This window comes from Kangsaoukella pontilimi (genome assembly GCF_009830125.1).
Taxonomy (GTDB): Bacteria; Pseudomonadota; Alphaproteobacteria; order Rhodobacterales; family Rhodobacteraceae; genus Kangsaoukella; species Kangsaoukella pontilimi.
The window spans coordinates 579,381-595,269 of sequence record NZ_WUPT01000001.1; the positions used below are offsets into that span (position 1 = coordinate 579,381).

At 63.8% G+C, this 15,889-nt stretch carries 15 protein-coding genes; 10 read left to right on the forward strand and 5 right to left on the reverse strand.

Going from position 1 to position 15,889, the window contains the following annotated elements:
* Positions 1 to 1,158 (reverse strand): LLM class flavin-dependent oxidoreductase, encoded by a 1,158-nt coding sequence (locus tag GQ651_RS03000; RefSeq protein ID WP_160762725.1) that lies wholly within the window; start codon positions 1,156 to 1,158, stop codon positions 1 to 3.
* Positions 1,159 to 1,244: 86 nt separating this feature from the next.
* Between GQ651_RS03000 and GQ651_RS03005 the strand changes: the two genes are divergently transcribed.
* The 5 genes from GQ651_RS03005 (at position 1,245) to GQ651_RS03025 (ending at position 7,035) form a co-directional block, all read left to right on the forward strand.
* The gene (locus GQ651_RS03005; RefSeq protein ID WP_160762726.1) at positions 1,245 to 1,949 is read left to right on the forward strand and encodes a GntR family transcriptional regulator; all 705 of its coding nucleotides are present in this window, start codon (positions 1,245 to 1,247) and stop codon (positions 1,947 to 1,949) included.
* 8 nt (positions 1,950 to 1,957) lie between these two features.
* Positions 1,958 to 3,109 (forward strand): Gfo/Idh/MocA family protein, encoded by a 1,152-nt coding sequence (locus GQ651_RS03010; RefSeq protein WP_160762727.1) that lies wholly within the window; start codon positions 1,958 to 1,960, stop codon positions 3,107 to 3,109.
* A gap of 39 nt (positions 3,110 to 3,148) precedes the next feature.
* Positions 3,149 to 4,297: an aromatic ring-hydroxylating oxygenase subunit alpha gene (locus tag GQ651_RS03015; protein ID WP_160762728.1), complete on the forward strand. Its 1,149-nt coding sequence runs from the start codon at positions 3,149 to 3,151 to the stop codon at positions 4,295 to 4,297.
* A 92-nt stretch (positions 4,298 to 4,389) separates the two neighbouring features.
* A complete protein-coding gene (locus GQ651_RS03020) occupies positions 4,390 to 4,608 on the forward strand; it encodes a hypothetical protein (protein WP_160762729.1) in 219 nt (72 codons plus the stop codon).
* Positions 4,609 to 4,626: 18 nt separating this feature from the next.
* Complete coding sequence (locus GQ651_RS03025; protein WP_160762730.1) at positions 4,627 to 7,035, forward strand: GcvT family protein; 2,409 nt, start codon at positions 4,627 to 4,629, stop codon at positions 7,033 to 7,035.
* Positions 7,036 to 7,210: 175 nt separating this feature from the next.
* Here GQ651_RS03025 and GQ651_RS03030 read toward each other — a convergent pair whose 3' ends face one another.
* From GQ651_RS03030 to tsaA, 3 genes are all read right to left on the reverse strand, one after another.
* Positions 7,211 to 9,472, reverse strand: coding sequence for a methyl-accepting chemotaxis protein (locus GQ651_RS03030; RefSeq protein WP_160762731.1), 2,262 nt, complete (start codon positions 9,470 to 9,472; stop codon positions 7,211 to 7,213).
* 318 nt (positions 9,473 to 9,790) lie between these two features.
* Positions 9,791 to 10,360 carry a hypothetical protein gene (locus GQ651_RS03035; RefSeq protein WP_160762732.1) on the reverse strand — a complete coding sequence of 190 codons (570 nt, stop codon included), beginning with the start codon at positions 10,358 to 10,360 and terminating at the stop codon, positions 9,791 to 9,793.
* A gap of 117 nt (positions 10,361 to 10,477) precedes the next feature.
* Positions 10,478 to 10,960 (reverse strand): tRNA (N6-threonylcarbamoyladenosine(37)-N6)-methyltransferase TrmO, encoded by a 483-nt coding sequence (gene tsaA, locus GQ651_RS03040; protein WP_160762733.1) that lies wholly within the window; start codon positions 10,958 to 10,960, stop codon positions 10,478 to 10,480.
* 116 nt (positions 10,961 to 11,076) lie between these two features.
* On the opposite strand from tsaA, the gene GQ651_RS03045 reads away from it, so the two are divergent.
* The 5 genes from GQ651_RS03045 to GQ651_RS18620 are packed head-to-tail and all read left to right on the forward strand — an operon-like array spanning position 11,077 to position 14,473.
* Positions 11,077 to 11,784, forward strand: coding sequence for an ABC transporter permease (locus tag GQ651_RS03045; protein WP_160762734.1), 708 nt, complete (start codon positions 11,077 to 11,079; stop codon positions 11,782 to 11,784).
* Positions 11,777 to 12,529, forward strand: coding sequence for an ATP-binding cassette domain-containing protein (locus GQ651_RS03050; protein ID WP_160762735.1), 753 nt, complete (start codon positions 11,777 to 11,779; stop codon positions 12,527 to 12,529). The genes GQ651_RS03045 and GQ651_RS03050 overlap by 8 nt, the downstream gene beginning before the upstream one ends.
* Positions 12,526 to 13,365 (forward strand): substrate-binding domain-containing protein, encoded by an 840-nt coding sequence (locus GQ651_RS03055; RefSeq protein ID WP_160762736.1) that lies wholly within the window; start codon positions 12,526 to 12,528, stop codon positions 13,363 to 13,365. Before GQ651_RS03050 ends, GQ651_RS03055 begins: the two co-directional genes overlap by 4 nt.
* Positions 13,358 to 14,251, forward strand: a complete 894-nt coding sequence (locus tag GQ651_RS03060; protein WP_160762737.1) for a helix-turn-helix transcriptional regulator — start codon at positions 13,358 to 13,360, stop codon at positions 14,249 to 14,251. The genes GQ651_RS03055 and GQ651_RS03060 overlap by 8 nt, the downstream gene beginning before the upstream one ends.
* Before the next feature lie 45 nt (positions 14,252 to 14,296).
* Positions 14,297 to 14,473, forward strand: a complete 177-nt coding sequence (locus GQ651_RS18620) for a hypothetical protein (protein WP_227257942.1) — start codon at positions 14,297 to 14,299, stop codon at positions 14,471 to 14,473.
* 96 nt (positions 14,474 to 14,569) lie between these two features.
* Here the strand turns inward: GQ651_RS18620 and GQ651_RS03065 are convergent, their stop codons facing one another.
* The gene (locus tag GQ651_RS03065) at positions 14,570 to 15,808 is read right to left on the reverse strand and encodes a urate hydroxylase PuuD (RefSeq protein ID WP_160762738.1); all 1,239 of its coding nucleotides are present in this window, start codon (positions 15,806 to 15,808) and stop codon (positions 14,570 to 14,572) included.
* Positions 15,809 to 15,889 lie beyond the last annotated feature (81 nt).

Here is a 15,889-nt window from a genome sequence, read left to right on the forward strand (position 1 = left end):
TTACTTTCTTTCTCCGGCGCCGAGGGGCGTTGCCGGTGTCTCGGACGGCACCCGTCCGTATTCCTGGGGAAGCGAGCAGGTCTTCAGCTCGGGTAGAACCCGCTGGCCGAAGGACTCGCACTCGTCGATATGGGGGTAGCCCGAGAAGATGAAGGCGCGGATGCCCATTTTCTTGTAATTCTCGATCTCGGACAGAACCTGATCGGTGGAGCCCACCAGCGCCGCGCCACAGCCCGAGCGGGCACGACCCACGCCGGTCCAGAGATGTGGCTCGATATAGCCGAACTGGTCGGCCAACTCGCGCGCGCGCGCCTGATGCGACACGCCGAGCGAGCTGGAATCATGTGCCCGGTCGCGGATCAGCTTGCCGTATTCGTCGTTCAGCTTTGAGACGAGGTGTTCGGCGTATTCCTTGGCCTCCGCCTCGGTGTCGCGCACGATCATGTGGACGCGGAGACCGTAATCCATCGTGCGGCCGTATTTTTCGGCCACGGCGTGCACGTCCTTCATGCGCTGCGCAAGCTGGTCCTTGGTCTCGGGCCACATCAGGTAGACGTCGCAATGCTGGCCGCACAGTTCCAGCGCCGCCGGGGAGTAGCCACCGAAATACATCAGCGGGCCGCCGTTCTGCTGATAGGGGCGGGCCGGGTCCGTGGGCACGTTTTTGAAGTTATAGACCTCGCCCTCGTAGTTGATCTCGTCCTGTGTCCAGGCCTGGCGCAGGATCTCGACCACTTCGCGCGAGCGCTGGTAGCGGAAGTTCGACTCGGCCTTCTCGCCGGGGAAGTCCGACGAGATGATGTTGATCGTCAGGCGGCCCTTGAGCATGTGATCCAGCGTCGCGATGGTCCGCGCCAGCATGATCGGCTGCATCTCGCCGCAGCGGACGGCGGCCAGCATGTTGATCTTGTCAGTGAGCGGCGCGCAGCCCGCGACAAAGCTCAGCGTGTCCTGTCCGACCTGATAGGAAGACGGGCAAAGGATGTTCCGAAAGCCCTGCTTTTCTGCTTCCAGCAGGATGTCGCGGCAATGTTCCCAGGACGAGCGCAGAGCCCCATCCGGCACGCCCAGATACTGGTAATCATCTGAACACAGGGCCGAAAACCAGCTTACCTCGGCCGCGTCCAGATCGGCGGAGGTCACGGGAACGATTGTCATACGAATCTCCGGAGGCGTGTCGTTTCCCCAGTTGCGTAGCACCGGCTTTGATGTATATCAATACTGTATCAATTCTTTGGTCCGCCATGCCCGCCGATCACAGCGCCTTACCGAAATACGTGCAGACCGCCGAGCTTCTGATCCGCGAGATCGCTGCCGGTCGGATCGCGGATGGCGCGCGCCTGAAGCCCGAACGCGAGATGGCGGTCGACCTCGGGGTCAGTATCGGGACGCTGAGAAAGGCGCTCGACGACCTGACCGAGAAGGGGCTTCTGGATCGCGTCCACGGCTCGGGCAACTACGTCAGGCATCGCGCCGAGGCGGCTGGAGTCTATGCCTTCTTCCGGCTGGAGCTTCTGGGGGGCGGCGGGCTTCCGACGGCGATGACGCTGTCGGTCGACGGTATGGCGAAACCGGATGACCTGCCGGATTTCGGCCCCTCTGAGCGCGCGTTCCGGATCAGGCGTCTTCGGCACCTGTCGGGCACGCCTGCGGCTCTTGAGGAAATCTGGCTGGACGGATCCTGGGCGGATCATTTGTCGAAGGCGGACCTGTCGGAGTCGCTCTACCTTTTTTACCGGCAGAGGCTGGGCCTCTGGATCTCGGGGGCTGAGGACCGGATCGGTCTAGCGCCGATCCCCGACTGGTCGGACAACCGTTTTCCGCCGCGGCCCGGCACATTGGCCGGATACATCGAACGCTTCAGCCGGTCCCAGGACGGGGCGCTAGCGGAATACTCACGCACTTGGTTTGACACGGGCGTCGCGCGCTATGTCTCGCGGCTCAGATAGGAACGGGAATGAGCAAGATCATCAACTACGGGGTCATCGGCTGTGGCATGATGGGGCAGGAGCATCTGCGAAACATCGCGCTTCTGCCTGAAGCACGCGTCGCGGCCATCTACGAGCCCGACCGCTACATGGCCGATGCGTCCAAGGCCATTGCGCCCAATGCGCGACTGAAATCCTCCATCGAAGAGCTTTTGGAGGATGACAGCCTCGATTGCCTTCTGGTGGCCTCGCCCAACCACCTCCATGTCGAGCAATTCGAGAAGATCGCCGCGATCCGGCCCTTGCCTCTGCTGATCGAGAAGCCGCTTTACACCCATCCCTCCGACGCGCCGCGCCTTGCCGCGCTCGAGGCCGATTATCCTGCGCCGGTCTGGGTCGCCATGGAATACCGCTACATGCCGCCGATCCAGACGCTGATCGAGCAGATGCAGACTGCCACGGGCGGGCCGACCATGCTGACGATCCGCGAGCACCGCTTCCCCTTCCTGCCCAAGGTCGGCGACTGGAACCGGTTCAACCGCTATACCGGCGGCACGCTGGTCGAGAAATGCTGCCATTTCTTCGACCTCATGCGCCTGATTCTTCAGTCCGAGCCGGTGCGCGTCATGGCCAGTGCCGGACAGGTGGTGAACCACAAGGACGAGCGCTATGGCGACGAGGCGCCCGATATCTGGGACAGCGGCTACGTGATCGTCGATTTTGCTAGCGGCGCCCGCGCGATGCTTGAGCTTTGCATGTACGCCGAGGGCGCGCGCTATCAGGAAGAGATCAGCGCGGTCGGCCCCGTCGGCAAGATCGAGGCGCTGGTCCCCGGACCTGGCCGGTTCTGGCCCACGCATCTGGGCGTGCCGCCCGTGGCGCAGGTCATCGTCTCGCCCCGCAATCCCAAGGGACCGCAGGCCGTCGACATCCCCGTGGACCCGACGATCCTGAGCGCGGGTGACCACAACGGCTCGACCTTCTACCAGCACGCGCGCTTCCTCGACATCGTCCGGAACGGCGGCACGCCCGACGTGACGCTGGCCGACGGTGCCCGCGCGGTGGCCATGGGGCTTGCCGCCCAGGAAGCTGCACTGACCGGCGAGACCGTCCGGCTGGACCTGCCGACGCCGCCTGTTGACGCTCAGGTGTCGCAGAACGGCGCGATGGGCACCGCCTGATCCCCCAGCATCGGCGGCATCCGAAGAAGGTGACCGCCGATGCCGACCCCTGACGATCTGACCCGCGTCCTTGACCCGATCGAGACCGCAACGGGCCTGCCCAATGCGCAATACACGTCACCTGCCGCCTTCGAGGCCGAGCGGGATGCGCTCTGGTTCGCGGAATGGGCGGGCCTTTGTACGGCATCCGAGATCCCGCAGCCGGGCGATGCGCTGCCACTCGATTTCCTCGGCGTGCCTCTTCTTGCGATGCGGGGCAAAGACGGCGTCGTCCGGGTCTTTCAGAATGTCTGCAGACACAGGGGCATGATCCTGGTGACCGAGCCGCGCCGGATCGAGGGCGCGATCCGCTGCCCTTACCATTCCTGGTGCTACAGTCACGAGGGTCGGCTTGTCGCCACCCCCCATGTGGGCGGGCCGGGCATGAACACAGCCGAAGGGATCGACCGCGGGACGCTCGGACTGATCGAGGTGCGCGCGCATATCTGGATGGACATCGTTTTCGTCAACCTCTCCGGCACGGCCCCCGACTTTGCCGACGTGAATGGCGATCTGATCGCGCGCTGGGCCGAATTCGATGTGCCGCTCCACCACGGCGGGGCCGACAGCTGCTTCACGCTCGACTGCCGGACCAACTGGAAACTGGCGGTCGAGAATTATTGCGAAAGCTATCACCTGCCGTGGGTCCATCCCGGCCTGAACAGCTATTCGCGGCTAGAAGACCACTACCACATCGTCAACCCCGACCGCTTTTCGGGGCAGGGCACCCATGTCTATCGGCAGTTCACCGATGACGCGGGGCGCACCTTTCCCGATTTTCCCGGCCTCTCAGAGAAGTGGCAGCAGGCGGGCGAGTACCTTACCGTTCTTCCGAACGTGATGCTGGGCGTGCAGCGCGACCATGTCTTCGCGATCATCCTCGAACCCCGCGGACCCGATCGTACGCGCGAGCACATCCATCTCTATTACGCCACAGATGACACGCCTGATGACATGCGCGCGCGGAACACGGCGCAATGGCGCGTTGTCTTCGAAGAGGATATCGGCGTGGTCGAAGGCATGCAGACGGGCCGCGCCGCTCCGGGCTTTGACGGCGGGCGGTTTTCGCCGGCGATGGACGGACCTACGCACGAGTTTCACCGCTGGGTGGCGCGCCGTCTGATCGACCGCAGCGCGGGATCGGCATAGGTCGTCCGCGACAAAAGCTGTCGGAAACGGGTTATCCGGGAGCGTCTTGAGCGGCCAGCATCGGCATCAACGACGCGAGAAAGCCCAGAACGATGAGCACCGCCGACACAGACCTGCTTTCCGCCCATGCCCGGGGCGACGCTTGGGCGGTCGCGCGCGCCTACCTGACGGCAGCCGACATGGCGGCCGAGGGCGAAGACAACGACCGCGCGGCGTTCTTTCTGACCCATGCCTGGGTCTTCGCGCTGGAAGCGGACGATCCGTTGGCCGAGGCCTGCCACGAGCGGCTGCGCCGCATGGGTCGCGTCTGAGGGGAAGGAGCAGAGATCATGGTTGATACAGCGCGCGTGGTGGTGATCGGCGGAGGCGTCGTGGGCTGCTCGGTCCTCTATCACCTGACGAAACTCGGCTGGTCGGATGTGCTTCTGCTCGAGCGATCCGAACTGACCAGCGGCTCTACGTGGCACGCGGCCGGCGGGTTTCACACGCTGAACGGCGATACCAACATGGCAGCGCTGCAGGGCTATACCATCCGCCTCTACCGCGAGCTTGAAGAGATCACGGGTCTGTCCTGCGGTCTGCACCACGTGGGTGGCATCACCCTTGCCGACAGTCCCGAACGGCTCGACATGCTCAAGGCCGAGCGCGCGAAACATCGCTACATGGGGCTTGAAACCGAGCTTCTGACACCTGCTGAAATCGCCGAGCGCGCCGAGCTTGTGAATATCGACGGCGTTCTGGGCGGGCTCTACGATCCGCTCGACGGTCATCTCGATCCATCAGGGACGACACACGCCTATGCCCGGGCGGCCCGGATGGGCGGCGCCCGGATCGTCACGCAGTGCAAGGTGGTCGAGACCAACCCGCGCGCCGATGGCACCTGGGACGTGGTGACCGAGCAGGGCACCATCCACGCCGAGCATGTGGTGAATGCCGGCGGTCTCTGGGCGCGCGAAGTGGCCGCGATGGCCGGCGTGTACCTGCCGCTGATGCCCATGGCGCACCAGTATCTGGTGACGGACGACATCCCCGAAATCTACGAGCGCGGCGCCGAATTTCCCCACGTCATGGACCCCGGCGGCGAAAGCTACCTCCGCCAGGAAGGGCGCGGCTTGTGCATCGGGTTCTATGAACAACCCTGTGAGGCCTGGTCGGTGAACGGAACGCCCTGGGACTTCGGGCATGAGCTTCTGAACGACCAGTTCGAGAAGATTGAGGACAGCGTCGCCTTCGCCTATCGCCGCTTTCCCGTTCTCGAACGCGCCGGGGTCAAGCGGGTGATCCACGGCCCCTTCACCTTCGCCCCCGACGGCAATCCGCTGGTCGGGCCGGTGCCGGGGCTGCGCAACTACTGGTCTGCCTGCGCCGTCATGGCGGGGTTCAGCCAGGGCGGAGGGGTCGGTTTGTCTCTGGCGCAATGGATGGTCGAGGGCGAGCCCGAGCGCGACGTTTTCGCCATGGACGTTGCCCGCTTCGGCCGCTGGACGACGCCGGGATACACTCTGCCCAAGGTGATCGAGAATTATCAGCGCCGCTTCTCGGTGAGCTACCCGAATGAGGAACTCCCGGCGGCGCGTCCGCTTCGGACCACGGCAATGTACAGGACTTTCGACGAGATGGGCGCGGTCTGGGGGGCGCAATACGGGCTGGAGGTCGTGAACTATTTTGCCCGTCCCGGCGAAGCGCGCTTCGAAACACCGAGCTTCCGGCGCTCCAATGGCTGGGAGGCGGTGCGGCGCGAGGTTCACGGCGTCCGGACGGGCGTCGGCATCAACGAGCTGCAGAATTTCGGGAAGTTCAGGGTCACGGGCGGGAACGCGCGCGGGTGGCTCGACCGGATCATGGCCGGCCGGATCCCGCCGCCGGGACGCGTGGCGCTGACACCGATGCTTTCGCCCTCGGGGCGGCTTATGGGCGACTTCACCGTGGCCTGTGTCGATGAGGGAACGTTTCACCTGACGGCAAGCTATGGGATGCAGGATGCACATGCGCGCTGGTTCGCACAGCACATGGTGCCGGGCGTCGTCGTCGAGAATGTCTCGGACGCGCTGACCGGTTTCCAGATCGCCGGACCGAATGCGCGCAAGCTGCTCGTGGCGGCGGGCGATCCGTCTCTGTCCGATCTGCGCTTTTTGCACCTGCGGCGCGCGACCATCGGCATGGCGGACTGTCTCGTGCAGCGGATCAGCTATACCGGAGATCTTGGATATGAGATCTATTGCGCTCCATCGGTGCAGTTTCACCTGTGGTCGTGCCTGCAACAGAAGGGGGCCGAGCTTGATCTCACGCCGTTCGGGATGCGCGCGATGATGTCTCTTCGGCTCGATCGGCTATTCGGGTCATGGGGGCGCGAATTCACTCCGGATTACACGGCAGCTGAAACCGGGCTGGACCGCTTCATCGATTTCCGGAAATCCGCCGAATTCATCGGGCAGCATGCCGCTGAGGAAGACCGCCGGACACCTCCGGTTCGCCGCCTTGCGGCTTTTCGGGTGGACGCAGGTGACAGCGATGTCGTCGCATATGAGCCCGTCTGGCAAGATGGCGCCGTGGTGGGGTTCTGTACGTCCGGCGGATTTGCCCATTGGAGCGGCATGTCTGTCGCCATGGCTCTTGTGCCGCGCGAGGTCATCGAGGATGCGCGACCGGTCGAGATCGAAATCCTGGGGGAGATGCGGCGGGCCGAGTTTCTCACCGAACCGCCCTTCGACGCAGATGGCGTTCGACTTCGGGGATAGAGGTCCTGACGATCGGCTAGCCGCCGATGGCACCAGGCTGCGTCGGGATGCAAAGGTCAGTGCGGGAACAGTCCGGCGCCCCTTGCTTCAAGTGGGGGCGCCGAAATTTCCCTGCATTTTCACGCGGTAGACGAGCGTTTTCTTTGGTCGGGTTTCGGTCTATCGTCCCTCCGGCTCAGAAATCTTCCCAATCATCCTCTGCAGAGTCTGCGGCGGCGAGGGCGAGGGCCCCATCCGTCAACGCACCTGCTGCGGCGGGTTTGCGGGCAGGCGCCTTCTGCCCGACCGCTTTTCGGTTCGAACTGAAGTAGCCAGTCTCAGCCTTGTCGCCCAGAGTGAACTGGCTGGTGGCGCGCACCAGCGCGTTTGATTCAGATTTGAGCGTATGGGTCGCAGCGGTGGTTTCTTCGAACATCGCAACGTTTTGCTGTGTGGCTTCATCGAGCTGCGCCATGGCGGTATTGATTTCACCAATGCCGATGGACTGCTCGCGCGCCGAGCTTGCGATCGAATTCACATGGTCTGCAATGTTTCCAATGGACGAGACGATATCGCCTAGGGCGTTTCCGGCCTTATCCACCAGAGACACACCTTTTTTGACCTGGCCGGTCGAGGCCGAGATCAGCTCATTGATTTCGCGCGCGGCATCAGAGGAACGCTGTGCAAGCGCCCGCACCTCTGAGGCAACGACGGCAAATCCCCGACCAGCATCACCGGCCCGCGCCGCTTCGACGCCCGCGTTCAGGGCAAGAAGGTTGGTCTGGAAGGCGATATCGTCGATCAGACCGATGATGCGCGAAATCTGTTCCGACGATTCTGCAATCTCACCCATGGCGGTCACGGCCTCGCGGACAACACTGCCGGAGTTCTCGGCATTGGTACGGGCGGTCAACACGACCTCATTGGCCTGGCTCGCCCCATCGGCCGTGGCGCCGACGGAAGCGGTGAGTTCGGTCAACGAGGCCGCGAATTCCTCCAGCGTTGCGGCCTGCTGCTCGGTCCTCCGAGACAGGTCGTCGGCAGCCCCCGCGATATTCTCAACCTCCGAGAGGATGGTGGTCGAATTGTCCCGAACCACTGACACGGCACTTTCGATGGCGGCCACTGATGCGTTGAAGTGGTGGCGAAGGTCTTCGTATTCCTGCGAGAACGGGCTTTCGATGCGGACCGAAAGATTGCCCTCTGCCAGGCTGTTCAGAGCCTGGCTGAGTGATTGCACGACGGCCTGCTGCGCATCCTCGAGTTGAACGCGTGCGGCCTCCGCCTCGTTTCTCGCCTGCTCTGAAGCGGTGATGTCGTTGCCGAGAAAGACGAAGCCGGAAGGCAGGCCCGAGCTATTCACTATGGGCGACAGAATGCCGGAAACAAGCCGGTCCTTTCCGAGCCGGTACTTGTCGAACCGAGCTGTTGCGGTGCTTCTCTGAAGATTGTGCACGTCGCCCGAACTCGAGGCGAGAACCTCATCCAGCAAGGTTTTCCCGACGCCATTCCGGACTTCCGGCGCAATCTTGTCTAGCATCGCATTCGTCGCCTTGAGATGTCCGTCGCCTGTGAAATCCGCCCTAACCTGCGTAGCCTCCAAAGCGTGCAGAACTGCCGATGTCACGCGCGCCTCCGTGGCGTCCGACCATTCCATGACGAAACCGCTCGTTTGTCCGTCCGCTCCGGCAATTGCGTTCATCATGACGGTGAAGGTCTGATCGCCAATGCAAATGTCAGTTGCCGCGGGTTTTCCCTTTGGAACGGGCAAGCTCTTGATTGTTGAACCATCGACCCGTCTGGGATCGAGAAGTGCACCGACGAGGCCGGTTTCTCCCTTCTCGGAAAGCAGCGCCATCAGCTCGGGACGTTCGAAAAGCGCCTCGAACGCGGTATTCGTGAAGGTGATTTTCAGATCGGCATCGGTCATCACAAGGCCGACCGAAGCCTGCTGGAAGCCAGCGCTCTTGAAGCGCACTTCCTCTGCGGCCGCTTCGGCCAACGTGAGTTGATCGCGTAGCAGATCCAATTGCGCCGCGATGTCTCCGATCTCATCCCGGCGTTTCTGTCCGTGAACTTCTGAAGTCAGATCACCATCGGCCAGCCCGCGTGTGCGGACGGATAGACGCCGAAGCGGAACCGCAAGCGCCTGCCGGAAAAACAGGCCGGCGGCCACGGTCAGCACCAGAAAAACCAGGCCGGCGGTTTGGTATTTCTTCGCGGTTTCGCTGGCGATCCGTTGGAGAAGCGGTGCCGCTGTCCACGCGATTGCGATGCCGCCGACCACCTGATCGCCAGACCGGATCGGTTTCGCCCTGACGAAGCCGTCCTCGCTGACGTCTCTCTCGCCGTTGTCCCGCGCCGAATTGGCGGCAACGATCATCTGGTCGATGACATCGGCGGGCGTGGATTGATCGGACTTCACCTCGACAAGCACTGTGCCATCCGCGGCGGTCACAACGGCTGCGCGGATCCGGTCGCCGTCTTCGGCAATAAGGTGATCGAGAAGTGCCTGGATGTCCTCGACCTTGCGAAATCGAACGGCCCCGCCAAGCGCCGCTGCCTGATAGGAGGTGACATCGCTTGCCAAAGCCCGGAGCCCGTCTTCGGCCACGCGCCTTACCGTGCGATCCGCGTTCACCGCCAAAATGCCGGCGACGATGGCGGTTGTCGTCGCAACGATCAGAACGCATTTCATGAAGACCGAGAACCTCGGTCGACGAACGGCATTGGGTGACGCGGACATGTTCCGGACTCCTGACTTCGAATGCGGGATTTACATCAAGGATTCTGCGTCGACGCCCACGGTCATTGCGCCGATGGGCAGGCCGGATGCGGGATCGACGATAGTGACGGAGACCTGGCCCTGATAGCGCTGCGTGGATTCGTCGAGTTCGATCTCGGACACGTGGATCGCGCCCGGTCCCTGGCCAAAGGTTTCGGTGAACTTTTCCTCATCACCCTGCCAGAAATCCGAGGTCACATCGCTGGTCGCCACGTTCAGGCCAACGCCGTCCATCACGAAAACCTCGGTGATTCGGCCGCCGGATTGCGCCACCTGCTCACGCAGGAATTCCGAAAGTTCGCTGGTCAGAACCGGTGTGATCGTGGGAGCGTCCGACATGCCGACCTCGGCGCGCCATGCCTGATCGAGCGCATCGATTTCGGCCTGTGTGTAGCCGGTGGTCCGGTTGTTCTGTTCAGTGATCGCGGCCACGAGGCGTGGGTCAGCGGCCCAGGTCGCCACGCTGCTGCGATAGAATTCCTCGGCGGCGGCGGCAAATTCGTCGGCTGCAACGGGGCTGGCCAAGGCAATGGAAAGGAGGGCTGCGGTTCGGAAGTGCATAGGTACGTCCCCTTTGGATGATTCCCGAAAAACGGATCGATAGTGGGACGCGATAAGCGAAATTTACTTCCGGCCTGTTAATGGGGGCCGTGATGGCGGCGGAATAAGAAGCGCCATTCAGGAGACGCCGGGCTTGTCCGGCGCCTGGGGTGTGAAGGCGCAGCGATCGGGCTTGATATCGACAAGCGGCGTGCCGTCGAGGCAATCCAGTCCCCTGACCAGAAGGCGATTGCCCTCGCGCCTTTCAAGCCTGACGCGCGCGGTGCCAATGGGGTTGGGGCGCACGGGGCTTCGGAGGGCGAAGGTGCCGACAGTCCGGCCGTCCGATTTCGGGCTTTGGGTCAGCAGGTCCCGGCGGCTCCGGTCGAGCCAGTAGAGAAGCTCGATCGTCTCGAACGCATCGATGCCTTCAAGCGCCGGTGCCCAGGGACCGAAAACCTCGACCTCGCAAACAGGGCCGTTAGCACGCCCCTGACGCGGACAGTCTGCGCGTGTGAGGAACGGCGTGTGGATGACGCCGATGAATTGAAGCCAGGCGTCCTCAGGCGGGGCGTGGTGCAGGCAGGTCTCGCCGGGGCGGATATCGCTGTCATCGGTCATGTCGAAAGAGTAGCGGCGGAGCGATGGCTTGAGAACGGGAAACCGGGGAAATCCGTTGACTGCAGATTTTTCGGCGATACCCTCAGGTTCGGGAAATTCTGCAAGGTGGGGAAAATTTGCAAGGATTCGGAGAAATTCTGGCGCTCGCCTTCGATCTGGTGCTGTCCGGCGATGGCGATCTGGCCGAGATCGTCTGGCTGTCGCTGAGGGTCAGCATCTCCGCGACGCTGCTGGCCTGTCTGATCGGGCTTCCGCTTGGCGCGGTTCTGGCCATTGCGCGGTTTCCGGGCCGGAACGCGGCCATCGTTCTGGTCAACGCGCTGATGGGGTTGCCGCCCGTTGTGGTGGGGCTGCTGGTGTACCTGCACCTTTCGCGTGCGGGGCCGCTCGGATTTCTGGGCCTGCTCTACACGCCCACGGCGATGATCATCGCGCAAACCATTCTGATTGCCCCGATCGTGGCGGCGCTCTCGCGGCAGGTGCTGGAAGAGCTGCACGCCGAATACGCGGAGACCTTTCGCTCCTTGGCGCTGAGCGGGCGGCAAACGCTTGCGGCGCTCCTCTGGGACGGGCGTTTCGCGTTGGTCACGGTGGCGCTGGCGGGCTTCGGGCGGGCCGTGGCCGAGGTGGGCGCGGTGATGATCGTGGGCGGCAATATCGACCACGCGACGCGGGTCATGACCACGGCCATCGCGCTCGAGACCAGCCGGGGCAACCTTGCGCTGGCCATGGCGCTTGGGGTCATCCTGATGATGCTGGCGCTTGGCGTGAATGCGGCGGTCCACTCACTGAGGCTGACGGCGACACGGTGGTCCCATGCGTGAGGCGGTGATCGGCAGGTCTCTGGAGGGCGAGGCGGTTTCCGCCGGGGCAGGTCTGTCGTTTCGGGATGTCGGATACTCGATTGCGGGCCGCCGTCTGATCGACGGGATGACGGTGGACGTGCCGGACCGGGGCGTCACCGTGGTGATGGGGCCGAACGGCGCGGGCAAGAGCCTTTTTCTGCGTCTGGCTCATGGCCTCATTCACGCGGACGAAGGTGCCATTCGCTGGGGCGATGCGCCTGTCGGCCGGAGTGTCGCGCGGGATCAGGCGCTGGTTTTTCAGACGCCGGTGCTTCTGCGCCGGTCGGTTGCGGCGAATGTCGATTTCGTCCTGAAGTCTCGCGGCCGTGCGTCGGTCGAGATGCGCGAAACGCTTCTGCGGCGCGTTGGCCTGACCGGCTTTGCACGTGTCGCGGCGCGGCGGCTTTCGGGGGGAGAACAGCAGCGGCTGCAGATGGCGCGGGCACTGGCGACCGAACCGCGGGTCCTGCTTCTGGACGAACCAACGGCCAGTCTCGACCCGGCGTCGACCGCAGCGATCGAACTGATTGTCCGGGACGTGGCGCTGAGAGGCGTCAAGGTGATCTTCGTCACCCACGACGTGGGACAGGCGCGGCGGCTGGCCGATGACGTGGTTTTTCTGGCGAACGGACGTGCGGTTGAACAGGGGGCGGCCGAGCGGTTTTTCGACGCGCCCCGGTCGCCCGAAGCCGATGCCTATCTCCAAGGGAAATTGATCCTATGACACCAAGAGCGCTCTGTAACACTCCGACATTATTTGCTTTTACCGCCGCTTTCGCGTTTTGGGCCGGGCCATCCTTCGCCGCCGAGCCGATCCTCGTGCAGTCCACGACGTCGACCGCGAATTCCGGGCTCTACGATCACCTTCTGCCGCAGTTTCAGGAGGCGACGGGCCTGGAGGTGCGGGTTGTCGCGGTCGGGACCGGCCAGGCCATCAAGAACGCCGCCAATTGCGACGGCGACGTGCTTCTGGTCCATGCCAAGGCCGCCGAAGAGGCCTTTGTTGCCTCCGGCGGTGGCGTGTCCCGGACGGACCTTATGTTCAACGATTTTGTGCTCGTCGGGCCGGCCAGCGACCCGGCGGGCATCGCGGGAGGCGAAGACGTCCTGGCGGCGCTCGCACGCATCGCGGAGAGCGGATCGCCGTTCGTCAGCCGGGGAGATGACAGCGGCACACACAAGAAAGAGCGCGCGCTTTGGGAGGATGCGGGCGCGACACCGGGCGATGAGGCGGGCGCATGGTACCGCGAAGCAGGTTCGGGTATGGGCGCGACGCTGAACGTCGCGGTCGGGATGGATGCCTACACGCTGACCGACCGTGCAAGCTGGATCAGCTTCGGCAACAAGGCGGCCCACCGGATCGTGGTTGAAGGGGACGAACGGCTCTTCAACCAATACGGTGTGATCCTGGGCAACCCGGAGGCCTGCCCGTCGGTCAACGCCGAGGGCGGACAGGCCTTTATCGACTGGCTCCTGTCAGAGAACGGACAGGAGGCCATCGCATCGTTCACAGTGGCCGGACAGCAGCTCTTTTTTCCGAACGCGCCGGGCCATGACTGATATCCAGACACATCAGACGTTCCTGACGGTCCGCGAACTGGCGGCGCTTCTGAGGGTGAGCGAGCGCAAGGTCTATGACCTTGCCGCCTCGGGGCAGGTGCCGGTCAGCAAGGCGACAGGCAAGCTCCTCTTCCCCGAAACCGAGGTCCGCGCCTGGCTCGACGCTGCGCGGAGCGGGCCTGCCGGGGGCGCGGCACCCATGGCCGAGCGCCCGGCAGTGTTTCTGGGCAGTCACGATCCGCTTCTCGAATGGGCGATCCGGCACTCCGGCTCGGGCCTTGCCACGATTTTCGACGCGAGCCTCGACGGGCTGAGGCGGTTTCAGGCGGGCGAGGGTGTGGCTGCGGGCCTGCATATTCACGAAGACGATGGCGGCTGGAACCGCACTACCGTGGCCGGTGCCGTGGGGAATGCGAATGCCGCACTTGTCCATTGGACCCGGCGTGAACGGGGATTCGTCGCACGCCCCGAACACGCAGGTGCGCTTGCCGATATCGGGGCCGTTGCCCGTCTTCGCCTTGCGCCCCGGCAGTCCGAGGCCGGGGCGGAGGTGCTCATGCGCGAGGTTTTCTCCAAGGCCGGTGTGCCGAATAAGAGCCTCAGAACCATCCCGGCTGTCCGGTCAGAACAGGAGGCCGTCCTGGCCGTCCTGCAGGGGGAGGCGGACGTGGCCTTCGGCCTTCGTGCGCTGGCCGAACCCTTCGGGCTCGCCTTTCATCCGGTCGTCGAAGAAAGCTTCGATATCCTCGTTGATCGGAAGTCCTGGTTCGAGCCCGGTCTGCAGGCGCTATTTGATTTCGCGCAAAGCGCGGTCTTCCGGGACCATCTATCAAAGATGGCAGGACTGGACGCGAGCGATCTGGGCCGGGTGGTTTGGAACGCCTGACCGACGGTGTCTCTCTGCGTCCTGAGAGAGGAACGGGGAACGGCCATGACGATGGACATCGAACGCAAGGTAGGAGCGTCCGGCGAGGGCGTGCGGCTGGTGTCGGGTGTGGCGCGGTTGGGCGGCGCCTGTGTCGGCTGCGCGGGCTGCCGGGGTCTCTGCGCAGAGCTGATCGAGCTTCTGACGCTACCTGACGCCGTATTGCGCGACAGCGCCGCCTGAGGTGTGGATCGGACGCTGACGCGTCCGACCGGCCGGAGGGGGTTCCACCCCTCCGGACCTCCCCGGAGTATTTCCGAACAGAAGAAGCTCTCAGGGTCAGGACGCCTGGGCCGACCCTGTTGCTGCGCGGAACCAGCGGCGGATCGCTGCGCGGTCCTCTTCAGACATCTCGACGGCGTTGGGGGGCGGCATGGCGTGGCTCATGCCGGCCTGCAGGTAGACGGGGCGCGCGTGGCGGGCGAGATCGCTTTCGGTCTCGAGGACCACGCCGTTTGGCGGCCATTGAAGGCGGCCCCAGACAGGCTCGCGTGCGTGGCACATCGAGCAGTTGCCGAGGACCGCGTCATAGGCTTCGTCGAAGCCCGGTGCGGTGGCGAAACGTGTTTCGTAGTCGGTCAGCGGGCGGGCTTCGGCCTCGTCGTAGCTGTTGCCCATCGGAGCGGTCGAGAGCCACGCGATGAGGAGAAAGAGGATTACGGTCGCGCCCCATGTCCAGTGAGGTTTGCCCTGGCGCGCGTGCATCGTGTTGAAGAAATGCCGGATCGTGACGCCCATCAGGAAGACGAGGCTGGCGATGATCCAGGCGTATTCAGTGCCGAAGGCCAGCGGGTAGTGGTTCGACAGCATCAGGAAGACGACCGGAAGGGTCAGATAGTTGTTATGCGTCGAGCGCAGCTTGGCGATCTTGCCGTATTTCGGATCGGGTTTGCGACCCGCCTTGAGATCGGCCACAACGATCCTCTGGTTCGGCATGATGATGAAGAAGACGTTTGCGCTCATGATCGTGGCGGTGAAGGCGCCCAGATGCAGTAGCGCCGCCCGGCCGGTGAAGACCTGATGGAGCCCCCATGACATCGCCACGATGATGCCGAAGAGGACCAGCATCATGGCGGCGGGCCGCTCGCCCAGGGGCGATTTGCAGAGCGTGTCGTAGAGAAGCCAGCCGACCCCGATGGCGGCGGCAGAGATCGCGATCCCCTGCCAGAGCGCCAGATCGGCTTTCGTGGGATCGAGAAGATAAAGCTCGCCGCCAACCCAGTAGACGATCATCAGAAGTGCGGCGCCCGAAATCCAGGTCCAGTAGGCCTCCCATTTGAACCACGTGAGATGCTCCGGCATGGCCTCGGGTGCGACGAGGTATTTCTGGATATGGTAGAATCCGCCGCCATGGACCTGCCATTCCTCGCCGTCGGCCGGGCCGGGGATGGATCGGTTCAGCCCGAGATCGAGCGCGATGAAGTAGAAGGACGAGCCGATCCAGGCGATGGCGGTAATCACATGCAGCCAGCGGACCGCGAATTCCGCCCAGTCCCACATCACGGCAAGATCGTACATGTCCGGCTGCTCCTTCTTTGTCTGGCCCATCTGAGGCAAGGGCAGGGGGAAAGGCAAGGCGACCCGTCCCGCGAAAAGCTG

Excerpts from the sequence above, each read along its gene's own strand:
- GQ651_RS03000 (WP_160762725.1), bottom strand. The coding sequence starts at position 1,158 with ATGACAATCGTTCCCGTGACCTCCGCCGATCTGGACGCGGCCGAGGTA.
- GQ651_RS03005 (WP_160762726.1), top strand. The coding sequence starts at position 1,245 with ATGCCCGCCGATCACAGCGCCTTACCGAAATACGTGCAGACCGCCGAG.
- GQ651_RS03010 (WP_160762727.1), top strand. The coding sequence starts at position 1,958 with ATGAGCAAGATCATCAACTACGGGGTCATCGGCTGTGGCATGATGGGG.
- GQ651_RS03015 (WP_160762728.1), top strand. The coding sequence starts at position 3,149 with ATGCCGACCCCTGACGATCTGACCCGCGTCCTTGACCCGATCGAGACC.
- GQ651_RS03020 (WP_160762729.1), top strand. The coding sequence starts at position 4,390 with ATGAGCACCGCCGACACAGACCTGCTTTCCGCCCATGCCCGGGGCGAC.
- GQ651_RS03025 (WP_160762730.1), top strand. The coding sequence starts at position 4,627 with ATGGTTGATACAGCGCGCGTGGTGGTGATCGGCGGAGGCGTCGTGGGC.
- GQ651_RS03035 (WP_160762732.1), bottom strand. The coding sequence starts at position 10,360 with ATGCACTTCCGAACCGCAGCCCTCCTTTCCATTGCCTTGGCCAGCCCC.
- tsaA (WP_160762733.1), bottom strand. The coding sequence starts at position 10,960 with ATGACCGATGACAGCGATATCCGCCCCGGCGAGACCTGCCTGCACCAC.
- GQ651_RS03050 (WP_160762735.1), top strand. The coding sequence starts at position 11,777 with ATGCGTGAGGCGGTGATCGGCAGGTCTCTGGAGGGCGAGGCGGTTTCC.
- GQ651_RS03055 (WP_160762736.1), top strand. The coding sequence starts at position 12,526 with ATGACACCAAGAGCGCTCTGTAACACTCCGACATTATTTGCTTTTACC.
- GQ651_RS03060 (WP_160762737.1), top strand. The coding sequence starts at position 13,358 with ATGACTGATATCCAGACACATCAGACGTTCCTGACGGTCCGCGAACTG.
- GQ651_RS18620 (WP_227257942.1), top strand. The coding sequence starts at position 14,297 with ATGACGATGGACATCGAACGCAAGGTAGGAGCGTCCGGCGAGGGCGTG.
- GQ651_RS03065 (WP_160762738.1), bottom strand. The coding sequence starts at position 15,808 with ATGTACGATCTTGCCGTGATGTGGGACTGGGCGGAATTCGCGGTCCGC.